Below are 20,804 nucleotides of genomic sequence, written 5' to 3'. Positions count from 1 at the left end.
GGTAAAAACGCCACGTCCTGTGGCATTACCGAAATGACCGACATCGTGTCGGCCCTCGTGCAGGCCTAAGCACAAAGCCGATTCCGGACGCAATTTTGCCGAGGCAAAATTGATATGTATAAAATGAGTCGTTTGTTTCAAGCTATGAAAAAAAAGGAGTGATGAAAGTGCGTATAGTAAGCATAATTTTTGCTTTGATGTTGGGGATTAGTATATTTGCTATTCCACAAAATGACGCCATTGCATTTACCGAGCAACAGATTTCTCGTGGTGCTTATGGAGATGATGTAATTGAGCTACAAGCAAGGCTACAATACTTAGGATTTTATAAAAGTAAAATTGATGGCAAATTTGGCTATAACACATATTGGGCTTTACGAAATTTTCAACAAAAATATGGTTTACCAGTCGATGGAATTGCCGGTGCTAAAACTAAAAAAACTTTATCAGGTCATTCAGATTTTGATGAAGGATGGGTTAAGGCACAATTAAATGCAGGAAATCAATTTACCTATTATGGTGGTGTGCCACTTGAACAGCAAGTAAAAACAAATACTGGCGGTGGTGGAGGAGGAGGTAAAAGTAGTGGAAGTAGTAATAATAATGGGACTAAAACTCAAGTACCTCCAAAGTATACTGACAGAGATATACAATTAATCGCGAATGCGGTTTATGGTGAAGCTCGAGGAGAGCCTTATGAAGGTCAGGTAGCAGTAGCGGCCGTTATTTTAAATCGTTTAGAAAGTCCTGAATTCCCGAATACTATTTCAGGTATTATTTTCCAACCGCTAGCATTTACTGCGGTGGCAGATGGACAAATTTGGCTTGAACCAAATGAACGTGCAAAAGAAGCAGTTCTTGATGCTATGAATGGTTGGGATCCTTCAGAAAATGCACTTTATTATTTTAATCCGAAAACAGCTACAAGTAAGTGGATTTGGTCACGACCACAAATTAAACGAATTGGAGAACACATTTTCTGTTCATAAGAAAGGAGGAAAAAAATGAGAACTATGCTCGTTATACTCACTGCGGCAGTTATTGGCTTAGGGGCATATAGCATTAATATACACGGAAAAAACGCAAGTTTACAACGTACTGTGCTTGCTCAGTACACGGATAATTTAACGGATGCATCTGAGAAATTATCGCATCTACAAAGATCTGTTTCACAATCTCTATTGTTTAGGGATGACAATGCCATTCACAATGAGTTAGATTCTGTTTGGCGACTGAGCTCTGACGTTCGATCTTCTATGTCGAATATTCCTATCGGACAGGAAATGTCGAACGACTGGTTAAGTTACTTAGGGCGCCTAGGAGATGAGGCAAAGAGAACATCTAAAACAGGTGATTACCAAGCTTGGCGAGAAAAAATGCCACAAATCTCTACAAATTTACAATCACTTTCAGATGAATGGTCAGCTGCAACAGTAGATTTTTATAAAAATAACGGTAAGATGGATGTCTGGTTACGACAAGTAGATACTAAGAACCCGAATACAACATTTGATAATGTACAAAAGACATTAAAGGGTTACGGCGAAAAAGACTTCCCACTTACATTAAGTGAATCAGATTGGCAGAAAAAAATAGATCTTCAAGCATTACAGGATTCAGTCATTACTGAAAAAGAAGCATTGGAAAAAGTAAAACAATTATTCCCTATCATAAAAGATGCAACATTTACTGTTACGAAAAGTAGCGATACTGCACCATATCCGTTTTATCATATCCAATTCCATCAAGGTATTCGTTTAGGATATGTCGACCTAACAGAAAAAGGTGGGCATTTACTATCCTATTTAGTGGAACGTCCAGTAGATGAAGCAAGGCTATCACAAGATGAAATTATGAAAAAAGCTGAAGAATATGTAAAACGACTTGGTATGAATGATGTAGCATTTGTGGAAACTCGTGAAAATCATCAAGCATGGCATGTGACATTTGCACGTGTTCACCCTGGTGATAATGCATTGGTTTATGCAGATGGGGTGCAATTAAAGCTTGCTAAGGATACAGGCGAGTTACTTGGTGCAAATGCGATGGAATATATTCAAGAAGAGACGATTAAACCACAAACTGCAAAACCAATTGATTGGAAAACTTTCTTTGATCCCGACGTGAAAGTAGAAGAAGTAAGAAAAATTTATACAGATAATGGTCAATTTGAACAGCGTCTTTGTTATGAGGTAATTGCGGTTCGTGATAAAAACACGCAAGAAACGTTCAGAATTGTTATTGACGCAGAAAATCACAATGTTTTAAAAGTGGAATATTTAACGTAATCCATGAAAAAACTACCAGTTTTCATATAGCCAGAATGGGCATCTCGTGCGATAATAAAGTATATTTGTGTTCGGGGAGATGCTCATGGAAATAAAAATTGGTACACAATTAGAACTTGAACCAACTTATACAGAGAGTGTTGAAAAATTCCGCTGTAAAGTTGTAGAACAAAATGAAAATATTATTTACATTGATTATCCAATAAATGTTGCCACAAAGAAAACAGCTTTTTTAATAGATGGATCTGAATTTAGAGCAACTTTTCGCACGGAGGATAAACAATCATTTGCTTTTAGTACTGAAGTGATTGGACGTAAAGCTGGTCATATTCCTATGATTATGTTGCATTGTCCAAAGGAAGATGACTTTATCAAAATTCAGCGTCGTGAATATGTACGTGTGGAAACGCCTGTGGATGTAGCGATACAATTTAAGGATTACAAATATCAGCTAGTAACAACGGATGTTAGCGCAGGTGGTTTAGCAGTTATCTTGAAAGGGGCAATTTCTTTCCGAGCTGGTGATGAGGTTCGGTTAACAATCGTTTTACCATATGCCAACGGGGATGTTAAATACGTGATTACGGATGCGTTGGTTGTTCGTATATTCGAAAAAGATGACAAAAAAATTGCCACTATACAACTAACAGATACTGATGATGTAGACCAACAGCATATTGTTCGTTTCTGCTTTGAACGTCAGTTAGTGAATCGTCGTAAAGAAATAAATCCTTTTGATGATTGAGAAAATCTATGAATTTTTGCAGGGAGTTTACACACCTTTCAACTCGCGTAGTAATTTGATTTTAGAAAGCCCTCTCCTTGAAGAGGGCTTTTTTATGATACAATATGGTGTGATAGAAAGTAGGGGGAAATATGAAGAAAAACATTCAAATTGCGATTGATGGACCGGCTGGTGCTGGGAAAAGCACAATCGCAAAAATCGTTGCAGAGGCACTTGAATTTACTTATATCGACACAGGTGCTATGTATCGTGCTGTCACGTATAAAGCAATGCAACAAAACATACATTTAGATGATGAAACAAAATTAGCAGAAATGCTAGCATCTAGCACAATTGAATTAAAGCCTTCTTCTCAAGGACAACTTGTTTTTTTAGATGGGAAGAACGTTTCTGCTGAAATTCGATCAAATGAAGTAACGTCATCTGTTTCACAAGTAGCGGCTCATGCTGAAATACGTGAACTATTAGTAACACAGCAACAAAAGCTCGCGGCTAATGGTGGTGTTGTTATGGATGGGCGCGATATTGCTACACATGTATTAAAGAATGCAGAACTAAAAATATTTATGTCTGCAACTGTAGAAGAGAGAGCGAGACGTCGTTTTATTGACAATCAAAAGCGAGGAATTGAATCTACCGTTGAAAAGCTTCAAGAAGAAATTGCCCTGCGCGATAAAATGGATAGCGAACGTGAAGCATCACCACTAATTCAAGCAGAAGATGCCATGTTTTTAGACACGACAGCCTTATCAATTGATAATGCTGCACAGGCCATTTTAAAATTAGCGCAAGAAAAAATGCTATAAATCCTAAAATTTCAGACATTTTTAAAATTTAAAGGATTATTTTTGTCTTTGGCTTCAATATCGAATAAAATAGTAAGGGAAGATGCGAAGGAGGGTTACATATGTCTGAAGAAATGAACAATGTAGAACAAACGTTAAACGAAGGTGATATCGTCAAAGGTATTGCTGAGCAGGTTGATGAAAAAGCGGTAACTGTTTCAATCCCAGGTGCACCATTTGACGGTATTGTACCAATAAGTGAATTATCAAGCTTACACATTGAAAAAGCGTCTGACGTCATCTCTGTCGGAGATGAGTTGGAGTTGATGATTACAAAAGTTGAAGAAGAAAACTATGTATTATCAAAACGTAAAGTAGATGCTTTAAAAGCATGGGATACACTTGAGCAACAATTCAACGCTGAGGAAATTTTCGAAGCGGAAGTAAAGGATATTGTTAAGGGTGGCCTTGTCGTAGATTTAGGAGTACGTGGCTTCGTTCCAGCATCTCTAGTAGAAGACTACTTTGTTGATGATTTTGAAGACTATAAAGGTAAATCTCTTAACTTTAAAATTGTTGAGCTTGATAAAGAAAAAAATCGCTTGATCTTATCACATCGTGCTGTAGTGGAAGCTGAAAAAGCTTCTCAAAAGAAAAATGTCATTAACCAAATTAAAACTGGTGACGTTTTAAATGGTAAAGTACAGCGTATTGCATCATTTGGTGCATTTATTGACCTTGGTGGTATTGATGGTCTTGTTCATATTTCACAAGTGTCTCATGAGCATGTGGGTGATGTGAGTGAGGTTTTATCAGAAGGACAAGAGGTGAAGGTAAAAGTCCTTTCAGTAGATCCAGCAAATGAGCGTGTTTCGTTATCTATTAAAGATACGATGCCTGGTCCTTGGTCGAACATTGAAGAGCGTGCAGCTAAAGGTACAGTGTTAGATGGAAAAGTAAAACGTCTTACTTCTTTCGGAGCGTTTGTGGAAGTTTTCCCAGGTGTAGAAGGTTTAGTGCATATTTCGCAAATCGCGCATAAGCATATTAACACGCCACATGAGGCTTTAAAAGAAGGACAAGAGGTACAGGTGAAAGTGCTTGACGTAAATGCTGAAGATGGCCGCTTAGCATTAAGCATTAAAGATTTACTTGAAAATCCTGAGGCAGAGGAAGTAATCGACTATGAATTACCAGAAGAAAACACAGGCTTCTCTTTCGGTGATGTTATTGGCGATAAACTGAAAAACTTTAAATAAACTTGACAAGCGAGGATACAGTTTGTGTCCTCGCTTTTTTATGGAGGAAATGGTTAGAAAAGCCAAAGCGACGGAAAGAACAATTATAGTAAAACGGATAGAATAAATCAGACTCGAAGATAACCACATCACATTGAACATTCAAATAGAACAGCCGAAATGATATAAAAATCCTTAAATAAATGGAAAGATCAGTACATAGCGCGCTCCTTCATGGATATGATATGATATAATGGCATTTTTCGTGTATAATAGCGAAAGACAAGAAGTTGGAAGGATGAAGTACAGATGACGAAACCAGTAGTAGCCATCGTAGGTCGTCCGAACGTAGGTAAGTCGACGATTTTTAATCGTATCGTTGGAGAACGTGTATCGATTGTGGAAGATATTCCAGGCGTTACACGCGACCGTATTTATAGTTCGGCAGAGTGGTTAGCACATGATTTTAATATTATTGATACAGGTGGTATTGAGATTGGAGACGAGCCGTTTTTAGAGCAAATTCGTCAACAAGCAGAAATCGCCATTGATGAAGCGGACGTTATTATCTTTATGACAAATGGTCGTGAAGGTGTAACAGCTGCTGATGAGCAAGTAGCTAAAATTTTATACAAAACAAAAAAACCAGTCGTTTTAGCAGTGAATAAAATTGATAACCCAGACATGCGCGAAATGATTTATGATTTCTATGCGCTTGGCTTTGGTGAGCCTTGGCCAATTTCTGGTTCTCACGGCTTAGGCTTAGGGGATTTATTGGACGAATGTGCACAACATTTCCCTAAGGAAGATGAAGAGCAATATGGAGACGAGGTTATTAAATTCTCGTTAATTGGTCGACCAAATGTAGGGAAATCCTCATTAGTAAATGCTTTTTTAGGCCAAGACCGCGTAATTGTTAGTAATATCGCGGGGACTACTCGTGATGCTATTGACACGCCTTATGAGTATGATGATCAGGAATATGTCATTATAGATACTGCAGGTATGCGTAAAAAAGGGAAAGTATACGAAACGACAGAGAAATATTCTGTATTACGTGCGTTACGAGCAATTGAACGCTCTGATGTTGTTTTAGTCGTTCTAAATGCAGAAGAAGGCATTCAAGAACAAGATAAAAAAATTGCAGGCTATGCGCATGAAGCAGGAAAAGCTATTGTTATTGTAGTTAATAAATGGGATGCCATTGAAAAAGACGAAAAAACAATGAACGTCTTTACACAACAAATTCGTGAGCATTTCTTATTCTTAGACTATGCACCGATTATTTTTGTATCGGCCAATACAAAACAGCGTGTACATCAAATTTTACCGATTATACAACGTGTAAGTGAAAACCACGCAATGCGTATTCAATCATCTATCCTTAATGAGGTGATTGAGGATGCTGTGGCACGTAACCCAGCACCAGCTGATAAGGGACGCCGTCTTCGTATCTACTATGCTACACAAGTTGCGATACAGCCACCGACGTTTGTGGTGTTTGTTAATGAACCAGAGCTAATGCATTTCTCTTATGAACGATTTTTAGAAAACCGTATCCGAGAAACATTTGATTTTGAAGGAACGCCAATTCGATTAATTCCCCGAGCTCGTGCTTAGGAAAAATATACACATACAATACGCCAGCCCGACAATTTTGTTGGGTGGCGTCTTTTTACAAGAGAAGAAAGTATAGTTTTCTCTAGCATTTTTCGAAACTAATAAGAGTGAATTGTCTTTTCTTAACAAGGGAGGATTTTGAATGGAAAAAGTTTGTGTGTTAGGGGCAGGCTCGTGGGGGACAGCACTTGCGATGGTACTTGCAGAAAATGGGCATGATACACTTCTATGGACTCATCGAACAGATCAAGCTGAAGAAATTAACAACCTGCATACAAATAGGAAGTATTTACCTGAAACAGTACTGCCAACAAATTTGTATGCGACAAGTGATATTGCTAAGGCAGTTGCTCATTCGGAGACAATTGTCGTAGCCGTGCCTACTAAGGCTATTCGAGAAGTATGTGAAAAAATGATAGCAACATTCGATAAAAAAATACTGTTTGTGCATGTATCGAAGGGAATTGAGCCCGATACATTAAAACGAATTTCGGAAATTTTAGTAGAAAGTCTACCTGCAGAATTTGTAGAAGAAGTTGTTGTACTTTCAGGTCCAAGTCATGCAGAGGAAGTTGTCTTACACCACCCGACAACTGTTACAGCGGCTTGTGCAAACATTGAAGCTGCAGAAAAAGTGCAGGATTTATTTATGAACCAATATTTCCGTGTCTACACAAACAAAGATGTGATTGGCGTAGAAATAGGTGGCGCATTAAAAAACGTCATTGCATTAGCCGCAGGTATTTCAGACGGCTTAAATTATGGTGATAATGCCAAAGCGGCACTTATTACTCGAGGTTTAGCTGAAATTTCACGTCTTGGTGTTGAAATGGGAGGGAATCCATTCACATTCTCAGGACTTACAGGCATGGGGGACTTAATTGTAACATGTACAAGTGTACACTCTCGTAATTGGCGCGCAGGTAATTTACTGGGGCAAGGCATGAAGCTACCAGAGGTACTCGACCAAATGGGCATGGTTGTTGAGGGGGTACGCACAACAAAAGCGGCCTATCAGCTAGCAAAGAAATATGACGTTGCTATGCCGATAACAGCGGAGCTTTATAGTGTTCTATTTAATAATATCGAACCTAAAATAGCGGTTGATACATTGATGATGCGTATGAAAAAGCGAGAAATCGATGACATGATATACTAAATTAATAAAAATGGATAAATAAGGTAATTGATATACCTGATCTATTTGATTAGTTTTGTCATAAAATGGACATAAATAAGGTGTCTCAGGGAATAGCTGAGACGCCTTATTGTGTGCTTTTAATTGAATATGCTAAAAAGTTATAAAGGTTGTCCATTTGATGATAGTTACTGGACAACTATTTCTTTTTAGCGAAAGCACATAGTATAATATACTTTGATTGTTTCGTGACGTTGTAGAAAGGTGGTTGTCTTAAATGGGTCCGTTAGCACATTTGCCTGCACTTGATGTAATGTGGGTATCGTTTTATTGTATCGGTTTTTTAATTATATCTATCGGTTTAATTTATTTAGCTCGTAATAAAGTTTCGAACGTTTTTTTACGTACAATCGTAAATTTAATTGCATACATACTGTTTGGACTTGGCACATTTTTAATGGTACTAATTGTTGCCACATGGCCGGCATAAAAATGATGAGGTGGAAGTGACATGAAAAAACTAAGTGCTTTTCTTTTGGTAGTAGTAACCGCTGTACTTCTAGTAGGTTGTGCATATCCAGAAGACGAGAAAAGGGCAAAATTAGTGCCTGATGCTGACCAATTAGCTGCGGTTCAGCGTGCGGTTAATGAATATCGTGAAGCAACTGGTGGACTAGTTCCAATTAAAAATAGCGAGCTAGATACAGATATATATATAAAATATTTAATTGATTTTGAAAAATTAATGCCTAAATATCTTGCACAAATTCCTGGGAACGCCTATGAAAAGGGTGGGATTTTCCAGTATATTATTTGGGATCCTGAGAATGAAGCTAAAGTAAAATTGGTAGATTTAAATGCTGCAGAGCGAATTCGTGAAATTAATATTCGTAAACTTTCTACCCAATATTTACCGATAAAGGGTGCAGCTTCTGATAATGTATATCAAATTAACTTTGAAGAATTGGGCTATAAAACAGATGTAACTGTGAAAAGCCCCTATTCTGGTACCGAATTACCAATATTTATGACAGGCGATGGCGAAATGCATGTCGACTATTCGATCGACTTAGGTCAACTACTAAAAGAAGACAAGCCTTCTGTGAAGCCTGGAGATGATATTCGTCAGCTACTTGTCGATAAATATCCAGTAGTACCAGCTTATTCTATACCGTATACAGTAGATGAAAATGGTGAGCCAATTTATTCTATGGATGCCTATAATAGTGACGCAAAAAAAGCTAGAGAAAAAGCTAGAGAAAAAGCAATTCAAGAGTCTGAATCTAAAACTAAAAAAGATTAGTCGAAAAGCTCCTTACATTTGTGAGGGGCTTTTCATATTTATCTATCCGCCCGCATATAGTGAAAAAGCGTAGATAAAGGAGGCAGAAACCTTGAGTGAAGCAGTATTTAGAGAAATTGCAGAGCGCACAAATGGCGATGTTTATATTGGTGTTGTCGGTCCAGTACGTGTAGGTAAATCAACATTTGTAAAAAAGGTTATGGAAGCGGTCGTGTTACCAAATATTGTGGATGAAACAGAAAGAATGCGAGCACAAGACGAGTTGCCACAAAGCTCACCGGGGCCAGTCATTATGACTGCTGAGCCGAAGTTTGTGCCTGCCCAAGCAACACGTATTGCGGTTGGTGATGATGAAATGCCGTTCTCAATTCGTTTAGCCGATTGCGTTGGTTATATCATTGAAGGTACAAAGGGCTATGAGGATGAAAATGGGCCAAAATTTGTGCATACACCTTGGCATACAGAGCCTATTCCTTTCCAAGAAGCGGCGAAAATAGGCACAGATAAAGTAATTCGTGACCATGCCAATATTGGGATTGTTGTAACAACAGATGGCACAGTTAATGGTATAAGTCGTCGTGCAGCAGAGAAGGCAGAAGAGGAAATTGTAGAGCAATTAATGGATATTGGAAAACCTTTTGTTATTGTACTAAATTGTCAAATGCCGGCCCGAGAGGAAACCGTACAGCTTCGAAATGAGTTATTTGAGCGCTATAATGTCCCAGTAATTGCCACTGCAATTGATCAAATGCGTGCATCTGATATTCAGTATATTTTGCAAGAAGCATTATTTGAATTTCCAATTCGAACAATTGAGGTGGAGAAACCAGATTGGTTAGATGTTTTAGATGCAACACACCCATTGAATGTTGCGCTAATTGATTCGATGGAAGAAGTGTTGTCATCTATTATGAAAATTAGAGATGTGCAGCAGGCGTCAGATGCCTTTAAAGCCATTGATTTTATTGATCAAAGTGAAGTGGTACATGTGGATGCTGGTGTTGGGAATGCAGTTATTCGAGTGTCATTACAAAGTGAGCTATATAAGTCGGTGTGTAATGAATGGCTAGAAGAACCAATTGAGACGAAGCGAGATTGGCTAGTATTTATTAAAGAGGCGGCAGAAGCAAAAGAGGCGCAAAAACGCTTTAAAAGTGCAATTAATGAAGCAGATTCGACTGGTTATGGTGTCACATTGCCGATGATGCAGGAGTTTGAACCAACAGCACCAGAGCTCATTAAACAAAATAATTTTTATGGTGTGCGTATGAAGGCAAAAGCGCCATCATATCATATCATTCGTGTAGATATGGATTCAGAATTCGCGCCATTAATCGGCTCAGAATTCCACAGTCAACAATTGCTTAAGGATTTAAATCATGCTTATCTACATGATCGTGATGCATTATGGAACACACAGCTTTTTGGAACTCCCCTACATGAAGTGTTAAAAGAAGGGATACGCTATAAAATGGATGCTGTTCCAAATACAGCTAAAAAACGGATGCGACAAACAATTGAACGTATGGTGAACGAAGGTGATAGAGGGTTAGTTACATTTATTTTGTAGTGATAAAATGAATAAAAAAAGCGCAAAAAATTATTACAGGGCTTTTCGTTCTTATGCGAAAAGTCCTGATATTTTTGTTTTTTGGGTGAAAAACTTATTTTTTGGTTATAATCATGAATGAATACAGTTGCGTAGCGGTTTTCTATGTGTTAATCTTTTTACAGAATTGGTTCATGACCCTTTGAGAGGAGGTGAATGGTGTGAATAAAACAGAATTAGTAAACTCTGTTGCTGAAGCTGCAGGTCTTTCTAAAAAAGACGCTTCTAAAGCAGTTGAAGCTGTATTTGATACAATTCAAGATGCTCTTGCAAAGGGTGACAAAGTACAATTAATTGGTTTTGGTAACTTTGAAGTACGTGAACGTGCGGCTCGTAAAGGTCGTAACCCACAAACTGGTAAAGAAATCGAAATCGCTGCTAGCAAAGTACCTGCTTTCAAACCAGGTAAAGCGCTTAAAGATGCTGTAAAATAATACACGTCTGGTAGTTACATAGAGCAGTCTTCATGTAAACGAACATGAAGGCTGCTCTTTTTAACTTATTTCAGCGGGTGTTGCATAGATAACTAAAAATTTAATGGTACATAGAAAGATGACATAAACGTAAGTGTAAGCAATATAGAGATCCTATGAACAATTTAGGCCTATCACTGAAAGTCGGGATCTATTTTTTTGAAACTTATAGATATATTTAGTTGGTTGGAGTGGAGACAGGGCATCTTCTAAGGGAATCAGCTTCCCTAGAGCGCAAGCGAGTAGAGGAACGAAGGCTAAAAGCATCGCATTTGTAATAATCCTTCGCACAAAAAAACATCTGTCGCCCGGAACGGAAATTAACCCGACGTTATTGTGACGAGCTAAAATTTACAAAACATACTACTAATTAGAAAGTGTTAAATGGCAATTTTATTCATATAGCGTTGAATTTCTTTTGAATCAAGTAAGTCGTTTTGCGCTTACCTTTTGGATGTGCTACGATGCATAAGGAAATGTGTAATGTATTGATACGCAGGAGGGTTTTAACGGATGTCGAATGTTGATTTATTGAAAATAGAAGAAGCAGTAAAAATGATATTAGAAGCGGTAGGCGAAGATGTAAATCGTGAAGGTTTACTCGATACACCGAAACGTGTAGCAAAAATGTATGCAGAAATGTTTAGTGGCTTACATGAAGACGCAAAAGATTATTTTAAAACAGTGTTTCATGAAGACCATGAAGAATTAGTACTTGTAAAGGACATTCCGTTTTATTCGATGTGTGAGCATCATCTAGTGCCTTTTTACGGAAAAGCTCATGTCGCATACATACCAAACGATGGCATTGTTGCTGGACTAAGTAAATTAGGCCGTGCAGTAGAAACGATTGCTCGTCGTCCGCAATTACAAGAACGTATTACTTCTTCAGTGGCAGAGACAATTATGGAAATGCTCTCTCCGAAAGGTGTTTATGTAGTGATTGAGGCGGAGCATATGTGCATGACTATGCGAGGACTTAAGAAGCCAGGATCTAAAACTGTGACATCGGTTGCACGTGGTATTTACGAAGAAGATGAAGTAAAACGTAGAGAAGTTTTATCATTTATTCAAATGTCTTAAATTGTATGTCTAATTATGTTATGATGGACAAAGAATTTGTCGGATTTAAGGAGTGTACAGACAATGGCACAAGATTATATTGTTATTCAAGCAGAGGAAGATGGCGTGCATGTAATCGGTTTAACACGAGGTACAGATACAAAGTTCCATCATTCTGAAAAATTAGATGCAGGCGAAGTTATGATTGCTCAATTTACCGAACATACATCTGCCATGAAAATTCGTGGGAAAGCACAGATTCATACAGCTCATGGTGTTATTAATAGCGAAGCGAAAAAGTAATAAAGAGCAATTACATTCAGAAGTGCTTTAGAAATGGTTTTATGTTCATGGCAAATTAGTGATGGCACATATAAATCGACTAAATGTGTAAACTGTTTTTAACTTGCTTTCAGCAAATGTCTTTTGTAGCGTAAGCAAAGCGTCAGCTACAATTGTTTTTTACAACGGCAGTTACAGAAGTTAAAGCCTCCGGCGGATGCCACGGAATCAGAAAGAAGTTCTTAGAGGATGTTAGCGTAAAATCATCGCATCCATGCGATAACGGCTAACTTGACCTGCACCAGTAAAAACGCCACATTCTGTGGCATAACCGAAATGACCGACATCGTGTCGGCCCTCGTACAGGCCTAAGAACAAAGCCGATTCCTGACGCATATTTGCCAAGGCATAATTGATTGGGGAAGCTCTGCTGTCTATCATGTTGAATAAGCAAAAATTTTTTATTCCGAATCGTCGCGTGTGCTATAATGACTCAGTAAGCAAGCGTTAGATCCATGAAGTGGCTAACGTATTTGAAAGTGAAATGGAGTAAGGTCTATGAATGCAACATACATTCAAAATTCAATTGCACAATTAAAAACAGAGATTTTCATGGATGTTCGTCATAGAACTTTGCAAAAATACACAGGGGTGCCTGTGCTCGATGAAAATCAATTATTTTACTTGTTAGTTCCCTTTTTGAATGGTGAGGAGTGGCAGCAAGAGGAAAGAGAAGCTGCCATCACTGTTGGAATTGTGTACGCAGCCTTAGCGGCTCACGATCATATAAAAGAATTAGATGCCACATCAAAAGAACAGCAGCTAACCGTTTTAGCTGGAGACTTTTATAGTGGTCGTTATTATGAAATTTTAGCGATGTCGGGAAATATCGAATTGATTAGAAGTTTGTCACAAGGGATTGTGGAACGTTGTGAACACCAAATTAAAGTATATGAAGCAGAAAAACGATCAGTCGAACAATGGTATGCCTCAATAACTAACATTGAATCGGGATTGATCTCAAAATTTTTTGAGCTCTATTCGTTTGGAAACTATATTCCACTTGTAGAGAAGAGCTTATTAATCTTGCGTTTAGAAAGAGAATGGGCGACATATCAACGTGGGCAAGTAACGTTAATGAGTAGGGTTCTTGAAGAAAGTGCGAGATCTGCTGGAGCGACCTATGTCAACGTCATACAGGACAAAATTGTGCAATTAAAAACAGAGCTGTTACAGGTGATAGAAGATGCATCGTTTTTACAAGGTGATGTGAAACAAGTTCTACAAGCGCGTGTAGAGGCATCCATTGCTTCTACTAATGGATAAGAGAGGTTTTTCAAAATGGCTAAAACGAAAGAAGAGCACGTGCACGAAGTATTTGAAAGTATTTCGCAAAGCTATGACAAAATGAATGGTGTTATTAGCTTCCAAATGCATGTTGGCTGGCGCAATGATACGATGAAGCTTATGGCAGTAAAACCTGGAGCGAAAGCACTGGATGTTTGCTGTGGTACGGCAGATTGGACAATTGCCTTAGCAGAGGCAGTTGGTGAAGGTGGAGAAGTAAAAGGGGTAGACTTCAGTAAAAACATGCTGAAGGTTGGCGAACAAAAAGTAAAGCCATACCCACAAATTGAATTAATACATGGAAATGCTATGGAATTGCCTTTCCAAGATAATACATTTGATTATGTAACAATTGGTTTTGGGCTTCGTAATGTACCAGATTATTTACAAGTTTTAAAGGAAATGAATCGTGTTGTAAAACCTGGAGGAGTGGTTGTTTGTTTAGAAACATCTCAATCTGAAATTCCCGGCTATCGACAGCTATTCCGTTTTTATTTTAAATATATAATGCCGGTATTTGGTAAAATATTTGCGAAAAGCTTTAAAGAATATTCTTGGTTACAGGAATCAGCAAATGATTTCCCAGGTATGAAGAAGTTAGCGGCAATGTTTGAACAGGCAGGTTTAGAAAAAGTAACGTACAAAGCATACAGTGGCGGTGCTGCGGCAATGCATATGGGCTTTAAAAAGGTACGTTAATGGGGGAAGGTTTTCACAAGTGGAAAAGATGAAGTTAAAACTACTCTATTCCGATTTGAAATCAGATATCGATATCATTGAAAAAGAATTAGAAAATGCAGTGTACTCTTCTTCAGGTTTGATCAATGATGCTTCTCTCCATTTATTGCAAGCTGGTGGTAAACGGATACGACCAATTTTTGTGTTGCTTGGCGCGAAATTTGGTGACTATGATATCGAAAAGATGAAGGATGTAGCCGTGCCAGTAGAGCTTATTCATATGGCATCACTTGTGCATGATGATGTAATTGATGATTCCAATATGCGAAGAGGACGCCCGACTGTCAAATCACAATGGAATAATAGAGTTGCAATGTACACGGGCGATTTTATTTTTGCACGTGCACTTGAATATATTACAAAGCTTGAAGACCCATTAGTTCATCAAATTTTAGCACGTACAATGGTGGAAATTTGTAACGGTGAAGTCATTCAAATCGAAGATAAATTTAGACTAGATCAAGGATTAAAGGATTATTTTAGACGAATTAAACGCAAGACGGCGTTACTAATTTCTTCTAGTTGTGAACTTGGTGCAGTAGCAGCAGGTGTCGATCCCAAAACAGTGAGACATTTGAAACGCTTCGGTTATTTTGTAGGCATGAGCTTCCAGATTATCGATGATGTTTTAGACATAATGGCAACAGATAAAGAATTAGGGAAGCCAGCAGGTAGTGATTTATTGCAGGGCAATATTACATTACCGATTCTATTGTTAAAAGATGATCCTGGGATGCAACCTTATTTGGTAAAAGTATTCGCAGGTACTTTGACGGAGGTAGAACGTCAAAATATGCTGCGATATGTGCGTAAATCCGACGCGATTGAGAAAGCTAATAAAATGAGTGATAAATATTTGAAAAAGGCATTACAGGAAATAGATGCATTACCAAAACATCCTGTCAAGAAAAAACTACGTGATGTCGCTTTATTTATGGGTAAGCGTAAATTCTAGCTTTTTGTTGTACAAAGCCTGATTTTTTGTTAATATTTATCGGTAGGTGTAAAACCTGTTATACGAATTTAAGGAGTGTTTTAAACATGGCAATCGAACAAACTTTTTTAATGGTTAAGCCTGATGGCGTAGAACGTCAAGTAGTAGGAGATATCGTAGATCGTTTTGAACGTCGCGGTTTTGTATTGAAAGGTGCTAAATTAATGGTAATTCCTACAGAATTAGCAGAAAAGCACTATGCTGAACATGCTGAGCGTCCATTCTTTGGTGAATTAGTTGATTTCATCACTTCTGGTCCTGTATTCGCAATGGTATGGGAAGGCGAAAACGTAATTAAGCTTGCTCGTACAATGATGGGAGCAACTAAACCTGAAGAATCTAACCCAGGTACAATCCGTGGTGACTATGCTACAACTGTTTCTCACAACATCATTCACGGTTCTGATTCACTTGCTTCTGCTGAGCGTGAAATCGGCTTATTCTTCGGTGAATTAGTTTAATTTCTTTCAGCGTTGAGAGTAGCGAAAAAAACTACGAATAGAACTAAATAAAAAAATCATCTATTTTCCGATGAAACTTTTACCTTCTAACAAAAAATGTTAGGAGGTTTTTTTGTTTGTCTAAATCTTTTAATAAAGTTAATACAAACATTGATTTAGATTTATTTACTATCAAAGCTGAAAAAGATTCAAAAGAAAAAGTGATAAAAAAAACCAATAACCCAATAGTTAAAATTGATTCATTTGATGATATGGATAGCAGAAATATACAAATTGGACATGCTTTAAAAATTTTAAATCAACAATGGCGACTAAGTGGGTTAAGACCAAGGACAATTGATAGTTATAACTATAATTTTAAGCGTTTTGTTGAGGTTACCGATGTTGAATATCTCCACGAAATCAACAATGAAAAAATTTATCAATATTTATCGAGTTTCCAAAATGTGAAGGACACTTCCTTACATGGTCGTTTAAAGCAAATTAAAGCCGTTTTAAGCAAGTGTCACGATAACGGATGGTATAACTCGAAGTTTTGGAAAAACATCAAAATAAAAGTAAATACAAGCGTTAAGGAAGCTACTACAGAAAAAGAGTTAGCTTTATTATTATCACTTTTGGATAAATCAACATATTCGGGATTACGTGATAGTATAGCAATTTTACTTTTATACAAAACAGGCATCCGAATTAAAACATTGGGTGCATTGAGAGAGCAGAATATTGATTTTGATAATATGCTACTGAAATTGCAGGGAGAAATAATGAAGGCGCATAGACCATTGATTCTTCCTTTAGATGATGAAATGTGTACTTTATTAAGAGAGTTGATTTCAATAAACGATGATATCAGGAAGGAACATAGAGAGAAGAATGATTATATTTTTCTTTCAAACATTGGCGTACCAATTTCAAATACAGTTTCACCTTCAAATTTAATTGCAAAAAATTTATGGGTATACAGTAAAAAGTGGAATTTAAAGAACGTTAATCCTCATTCGATTCGAAGATTATACGCTCAAAATTTGGTGAAGCGAGGTGCAGATATAAATTTAGTATCACATGCATTAGCACACTCTAATTTAACTAGTACCTCTATATATTTAGGACTTAATCCAAATACAGTGGCAAAGAATTTACGTGATTTTTTATAGAGAAGTAAGCAATAAAAAAGAGGGTTAGCACTCGCAATGCTACCCTCCAACGCTTTTAGCCATACAGGAATACAACTAAATATGAGCGTTTAACATGCCTTCATTTTACTTCAAAAAAAGTGGAAATGCAAAGGTCTAGTTTCCTATTGTCTTTTTTAGGTAGCATGAGGTCATGTTTGCTCGTTGGTGGAAACCTAGTAACACCAATTGCAACTAAACTTGACAGGTTATGACGTTCCCATCGCACACAAACGTCTAGGATACCACTACAAGCTTCCTTGTTTGTTTGGGTGTCTGAATGGTGTTAGCGACCAATAACGGCTAGGAGTGGAAGGTCTGAATGATTAAGGTCATGCAGAATACATAATACATTGTAATTGTTGCTGAATTCCTTATAACAGTAGGATAAGCATTTACGATACACGCAGAAGGCATGTAGACGGATTATAAGACGTTTCGGGGGCAGAAGTAGAAACTATGTGTATTGATTTGAAAGAATCACATTTAACAAGGGCATACATATACGGAAACCTCTAATGACGGATTCATGAAAATACATGCAATGTCTGTCTACGTTTCAGATTCTTTATTTATTAGTTTCTGAAACATAGGCAGTCATTTTTGCTCCAAGCCGTTGTCCTCAATTCTGGCTTCATGTTGAGGAGGGCGTAAACAGTAGTCAACTCGAAATAGATGCATGGCGCAAATAAAAATGCTCTTGCGATTAGAAGAGCATATGCCAAGAACCTGCAATAGAAGGGAGCTAATATTGCTTTAATCAGTAAGGCACTTGGTCAGTAGATTTTTGAAAGAAATTTTAGAAAAATCCCTGTCAAAAGTAGAAAAAGAATATATAATTTAAAGTGAGGGGTTTAGAGCCAATTATTCTATGCAACCTAAAATTTAAATGAAACCCTTAAAGCTAACTTAATAAGTTTTAGTGTGAAATTTGCCAAACTTGTTATGAAACTAATTATGATTATTTAGTATGAAACCTAAACATAACTAAGCCTTAAAGGCTATATTATTTGAAACCTAAACATAACTAACCCTTAAAGGGCGTTATTTGAAACCTATAACATTCTACTAACATGCAGCGGTAGACAATATTAAATTGGACTTTTCTCAAACATGAGAAGGTTTGATTTGAGTTGTCTACCTTTTTTGTTGGCTCCGAGTCCTAAAAAATAATTTAGGAAAAGGAAGATTTAAAATGAAAATTGAAGAAATCAAGTTGTTATTAAAAATAAATGGAAAGGAATCAGAAATATTTCTACCTAATGAGATATTCAGTGACTTACAGGATTACATTAAAGATAGCAGACATATAGCTTTTGCTTACAGCTATTGCTATCTAATACAGTTCTTGTATCGCAATTGCAAATACTTTAACACCAAGGTACTTATTGATGTGAATGTCATTAAGAGGATACTCGGTTACAGCAAGAGCAATCGCACATTGAACTACATTACTAAAAAAGGTGGCTTGCTAGATGAGATGGGCTACCTAGAATCCACAAAGAATTTCCCTATGGCTTGGAGCCTTGACTCAATTGGAGGGTTATCTTTCTTTATGGCTTCAGAAATGGATAAAGAATTGCTACCACCTGTACCAAAAATGTTCTTCTTGAAGCGCCCTATAAAGGCATTTGAGAGGGTTGAACAGCACATAAAAGCAGAGGGTGGTATAGAGGAAATAGAGATGGAAGGAACATTTTATAATGTATCTAACACTCACTCAGTAGGCTTCGATGTATTTATGTACTGTATGGCAAACAAAAATTTAGGTGTAGTAGGATTTTATCTGTACAGTTGGTTAAAGCATAAAAATGACCTTTTTGATGGCTATGATGTTCCACTAGCTACGCTTTCATTTGAAACTGGTATCGCTAGACGCACACTGATTAAGTATTTGGACTTTCTAAAAGGTTACAATATGATTGAGCATCAGTTTAATCAAGAGTATTTTGTAGTTGGGATGTTTGACGAAGACAGGAAAGCTACTACCTACTACACAAATAGCTATAGTTCCTTTTTAGATAAACCTGTACCCTTTAAGAAAATGGAAGTAATGAAACGAGAGGAGTATCTTGCTATTAAGAAGCAGGAGAGAGAAGAGTTTGAAAAATCAATCCCATTAATCCCTATGGCTGATATAGACCTTGCCCAGTTACCTTATTAAGGGGAAATCAACTAATGTACTTATCTGCACCATATTATATATAACACTTATAATAGATATATATATATATATAATATGGTAATGAAACTTATAATATATATGGTGCGATTAACTACAATTCTTGATTTCATGGAATTACATTGATTGATATTAAATTGGTGTGCTTTAAGGTTGTTCTATTTTATAATCACCAATCCAAAACTAAAAGTACAACATATGAAACGTATTTAAGTATTTAATAAGGAGGAGTGATTGATATGTCAAAAAACTGGAGTTTGCCCCCGATGAAATTTAATTTGGGCGAAAAAGTCTTATTCACATTCAATGGCATTGAACTGGTTGGAATAGTTGAAATAGCAGACTTTGGCGGTTCGTTTGAACATGATTACCATTCGTATGATATTTTCGTTGCTGAGGACAATTGTTTGTATAAGCATATTCCTGAAGAAGTTTGTAGAGTTGCTTGCTTCTAAGGAGATTGAACAGCGCTCAGACGATTCGAGAATTGGATAGACGAATACTTGGTTGCATGGATTGCTCTGAGGAGGTTCGGAGCCAATACATCTTCCGCAGATGCAGTGGTGTTACAGTTGAACATGATATACAAAACCTATGAGCAGCGATCAAAATGGCTTGTGTGAACTTTACGCACAAGCCATTAAGTGATGTAAGGCTATTGTTTCGATAACAATATCTCCATTTATATATTTGAAAGTAACCATCTTCTCATGGTTTTTTCTGCATTTGTTTCTTGTGGCATCTTTATGAAAGATTTTGTTAAAGGTTCTTTGTCTGTATCGAAGAAAAGAATCTTTTCATTTGAATCTTTTGCATAATAACAGTATCCCTCATATTCAATATTATCTATAAACACAATAGGATGTTCATGTTGCATTGTGCAAAGTACCACTTCGGCATTTAGATTGCCATAGATAGATTGAACTTGATGTAAAAAGTCTTTATGTACAGGTAGGGCAGGGGGAGGAAAAATAAGTTTTCTTTGTTCATCACCAAAATAATGTTCTTCAATAAACACTACATAATAATCACTTTCTCTAAATGACTCTTTCTCACGTTCCTTTAGAAATAAATTAATAAACTTATTCGATAATTTATGCAAATGACGAGAGGGCGGAAGTTTCTCACCAAATAATAATAAAGTTAATTGTTCCATTAAGTGCTCCTAACGATTTTTTACCTTTTCTTAACTAACTGAAAATCTAAAATTCTTTCAGTATTGAGATTGTAGCACATTAGGGGAGAGGTTAGTATTGTGTGGTAAAAGTGTGCTGGATAGGTTACACTAAGTTGGACAGATAAAATAAGGGGTTGTAAACTTAGACTATTAAAAAAAGGGAGCGTGCTACTATGACACGTCAACGTCG

Annotated in this window: 21 protein-coding genes; 20 read left to right on the top strand and 1 reads right to left on the bottom strand. The window is 37.0% G+C overall.

The window, feature by feature from the left end:
- Positions 1 to 167: 167 nt before the first annotated feature.
- The 20 genes from sleB (at position 168) to ACQKN2_RS23235 (ending at position 19,892) form a co-directional block, all read left to right on the top strand.
- Positions 168 to 989: a spore cortex-lytic enzyme gene (gene sleB, locus ACQKN2_RS23330; RefSeq protein WP_427417050.1), complete on the top strand. Its 822-nt coding sequence runs from the start codon at positions 168 to 170 to the stop codon at positions 987 to 989.
- Between the two features lie 15 nt (positions 990 to 1,004).
- Positions 1,005 to 2,288, top strand: a complete 1,284-nt coding sequence (locus ACQKN2_RS23325) for a PepSY1/2 domain-containing protein (protein ID WP_427417049.1) — start codon at positions 1,005 to 1,007, stop codon at positions 2,286 to 2,288.
- Positions 2,289 to 2,373: 85 nt separating this feature from the next.
- Positions 2,374 to 3,033, top strand: coding sequence for a flagellar brake protein (locus ACQKN2_RS23320; protein WP_427417048.1), 660 nt, complete (start codon positions 2,374 to 2,376; stop codon positions 3,031 to 3,033).
- A gap of 131 nt (positions 3,034 to 3,164) precedes the next feature.
- Entirely contained in the window at positions 3,165 to 3,839 is a 675-nt protein-coding gene (cmk, locus tag ACQKN2_RS23315; protein ID WP_427417047.1) for a (d)CMP kinase, read from the top strand.
- Between the two features lie 101 nt (positions 3,840 to 3,940).
- Positions 3,941 to 5,077, top strand: coding sequence for a 30S ribosomal protein S1 (gene rpsA / locus ACQKN2_RS23310; RefSeq protein WP_427417046.1), 1,137 nt, complete (start codon positions 3,941 to 3,943; stop codon positions 5,075 to 5,077).
- A 288-nt stretch (positions 5,078 to 5,365) separates the two neighbouring features.
- Positions 5,366 to 6,676 carry a ribosome biogenesis GTPase Der gene (der, locus tag ACQKN2_RS23305; RefSeq protein WP_427417045.1) on the top strand — a complete coding sequence of 437 codons (1,311 nt, stop codon included), beginning with the start codon at positions 5,366 to 5,368 and terminating at the stop codon, positions 6,674 to 6,676.
- A gap of 142 nt (positions 6,677 to 6,818) precedes the next feature.
- Positions 6,819 to 7,835, top strand: coding sequence for an NAD(P)H-dependent glycerol-3-phosphate dehydrogenase (locus ACQKN2_RS23300; protein ID WP_427417044.1), 1,017 nt, complete (start codon positions 6,819 to 6,821; stop codon positions 7,833 to 7,835).
- Between the two features lie 256 nt (positions 7,836 to 8,091).
- Entirely contained in the window at positions 8,092 to 8,304 is a 213-nt protein-coding gene (locus ACQKN2_RS23295; protein ID WP_323649306.1) for a DUF2768 domain-containing protein, read from the top strand.
- Positions 8,305 to 8,325: 21 nt separating this feature from the next.
- Positions 8,326 to 9,117, top strand: a complete 792-nt coding sequence (locus tag ACQKN2_RS23290) for a hypothetical protein (protein WP_427417043.1) — start codon at positions 8,326 to 8,328, stop codon at positions 9,115 to 9,117.
- 91 nt (positions 9,118 to 9,208) lie between these two features.
- Positions 9,209 to 10,687, top strand: a complete 1,479-nt coding sequence (spoIVA, locus tag ACQKN2_RS23285; RefSeq protein ID WP_427417042.1) for a stage IV sporulation protein A — start codon at positions 9,209 to 9,211, stop codon at positions 10,685 to 10,687.
- Between the two features lie 200 nt (positions 10,688 to 10,887).
- Entirely contained in the window at positions 10,888 to 11,160 is a 273-nt protein-coding gene (locus ACQKN2_RS23280) for an HU family DNA-binding protein (protein ID WP_004232618.1), read from the top strand.
- A 552-nt stretch (positions 11,161 to 11,712) separates the two neighbouring features.
- Positions 11,713 to 12,282, top strand: a complete 570-nt coding sequence (gene folE, locus ACQKN2_RS23275) for a GTP cyclohydrolase I FolE (protein ID WP_079559906.1) — start codon at positions 11,713 to 11,715, stop codon at positions 12,280 to 12,282.
- A 63-nt stretch (positions 12,283 to 12,345) separates the two neighbouring features.
- A complete protein-coding gene (gene mtrB, locus ACQKN2_RS23270; protein WP_049666799.1) occupies positions 12,346 to 12,564 on the top strand; it encodes a trp RNA-binding attenuation protein MtrB in 219 nt (72 codons plus the stop codon).
- A gap of 537 nt (positions 12,565 to 13,101) precedes the next feature.
- Complete coding sequence (locus tag ACQKN2_RS23265) at positions 13,102 to 13,869, top strand: heptaprenyl diphosphate synthase component 1 (RefSeq protein ID WP_427417041.1); 768 nt, start codon at positions 13,102 to 13,104, stop codon at positions 13,867 to 13,869.
- A 15-nt stretch (positions 13,870 to 13,884) separates the two neighbouring features.
- Positions 13,885 to 14,589: a demethylmenaquinone methyltransferase gene (locus ACQKN2_RS23260; RefSeq protein WP_427417040.1), complete on the top strand. Its 705-nt coding sequence runs from the start codon at positions 13,885 to 13,887 to the stop codon at positions 14,587 to 14,589.
- A gap of 19 nt (positions 14,590 to 14,608) precedes the next feature.
- Positions 14,609 to 15,583 (top strand): heptaprenyl diphosphate synthase component II, encoded by a 975-nt coding sequence (gene hepT / locus ACQKN2_RS23255; RefSeq protein WP_427417039.1) that lies wholly within the window; start codon positions 14,609 to 14,611, stop codon positions 15,581 to 15,583.
- A gap of 86 nt (positions 15,584 to 15,669) precedes the next feature.
- Complete coding sequence (ndk, locus tag ACQKN2_RS23250) at positions 15,670 to 16,083, top strand: nucleoside-diphosphate kinase (protein ID WP_427417038.1); 414 nt, start codon at positions 15,670 to 15,672, stop codon at positions 16,081 to 16,083.
- A gap of 116 nt (positions 16,084 to 16,199) precedes the next feature.
- Positions 16,200 to 17,237: a tyrosine-type recombinase/integrase gene (locus tag ACQKN2_RS23245; RefSeq protein ID WP_427417037.1), complete on the top strand. Its 1,038-nt coding sequence runs from the start codon at positions 16,200 to 16,202 to the stop codon at positions 17,235 to 17,237.
- A gap of 1,213 nt (positions 17,238 to 18,450) precedes the next feature.
- Positions 18,451 to 19,419 carry a hypothetical protein gene (locus ACQKN2_RS23240; RefSeq protein WP_427417036.1) on the top strand — a complete coding sequence of 323 codons (969 nt, stop codon included), beginning with the start codon at positions 18,451 to 18,453 and terminating at the stop codon, positions 19,417 to 19,419.
- Positions 19,420 to 19,676: 257 nt separating this feature from the next.
- Positions 19,677 to 19,892 (top strand): hypothetical protein, encoded by a 216-nt coding sequence (locus ACQKN2_RS23235; protein WP_427417035.1) that lies wholly within the window; start codon positions 19,677 to 19,679, stop codon positions 19,890 to 19,892.
- A 227-nt stretch (positions 19,893 to 20,119) separates the two neighbouring features.
- Here the strand turns inward: ACQKN2_RS23235 and ACQKN2_RS23230 are convergent, their stop codons facing one another.
- Entirely contained in the window at positions 20,120 to 20,593 is a 474-nt protein-coding gene (locus tag ACQKN2_RS23230) for a hypothetical protein (RefSeq protein ID WP_427417034.1), read from the bottom strand.
- Positions 20,594 to 20,804 lie beyond the last annotated feature (211 nt).

The organism is Lysinibacillus sp. NPDC093688 (assembly GCF_050280145.1).
Taxonomy (GTDB): Bacteria; Bacillota; Bacilli; order Bacillales_A; family Planococcaceae; genus Lysinibacillus; species Lysinibacillus xylanilyticus_B.
The sequence above is the reverse complement of the archived record's forward strand: the minus strand, read 5'-3'. Positions and strand labels throughout refer to the sequence as shown.

Bases quoted from the DNA above. Each gene is read 5' to 3' on its own strand.
- ACQKN2_RS23320 (WP_427417048.1), top strand. From the start codon at position 2,374: ATGGAAATAAAAATTGGTACACAATTAGAACTTGAACCAACTTATACA.
- ACQKN2_RS23265 (WP_427417041.1), top strand. From the start codon at position 13,102: ATGAATGCAACATACATTCAAAATTCAATTGCACAATTAAAAACAGAG.
- rpsA (WP_427417046.1), top strand. From the start codon at position 3,941: ATGTCTGAAGAAATGAACAATGTAGAACAAACGTTAAACGAAGGTGAT.
- folE (WP_079559906.1), top strand. From the start codon at position 11,713: ATGTCGAATGTTGATTTATTGAAAATAGAAGAAGCAGTAAAAATGATA.
- ndk (WP_427417038.1), top strand. From the start codon at position 15,670: ATGGCAATCGAACAAACTTTTTTAATGGTTAAGCCTGATGGCGTAGAA.
- ACQKN2_RS23235 (WP_427417035.1), top strand. From the start codon at position 19,677: ATGTCAAAAAACTGGAGTTTGCCCCCGATGAAATTTAATTTGGGCGAA.
- ACQKN2_RS23230 (WP_427417034.1), bottom strand. From the start codon at position 20,593: ATGGAACAATTAACTTTATTATTATTTGGTGAGAAACTTCCGCCCTCT.
- mtrB (WP_049666799.1), top strand. From the start codon at position 12,346: ATGGCACAAGATTATATTGTTATTCAAGCAGAGGAAGATGGCGTGCAT.
- ACQKN2_RS23325 (WP_427417049.1), top strand. From the start codon at position 1,005: ATGAGAACTATGCTCGTTATACTCACTGCGGCAGTTATTGGCTTAGGG.
- cmk (WP_427417047.1), top strand. From the start codon at position 3,165: ATGAAGAAAAACATTCAAATTGCGATTGATGGACCGGCTGGTGCTGGG.
- ACQKN2_RS23300 (WP_427417044.1), top strand. From the start codon at position 6,819: ATGGAAAAAGTTTGTGTGTTAGGGGCAGGCTCGTGGGGGACAGCACTT.
- ACQKN2_RS23260 (WP_427417040.1), top strand. From the start codon at position 13,885: ATGGCTAAAACGAAAGAAGAGCACGTGCACGAAGTATTTGAAAGTATT.
- ACQKN2_RS23290 (WP_427417043.1), top strand. From the start codon at position 8,326: ATGAAAAAACTAAGTGCTTTTCTTTTGGTAGTAGTAACCGCTGTACTT.
- ACQKN2_RS23295 (WP_323649306.1), top strand. From the start codon at position 8,092: ATGGGTCCGTTAGCACATTTGCCTGCACTTGATGTAATGTGGGTATCG.
- der (WP_427417045.1), top strand. From the start codon at position 5,366: ATGACGAAACCAGTAGTAGCCATCGTAGGTCGTCCGAACGTAGGTAAG.
- ACQKN2_RS23240 (WP_427417036.1), top strand. From the start codon at position 18,451: ATGAAAATTGAAGAAATCAAGTTGTTATTAAAAATAAATGGAAAGGAA.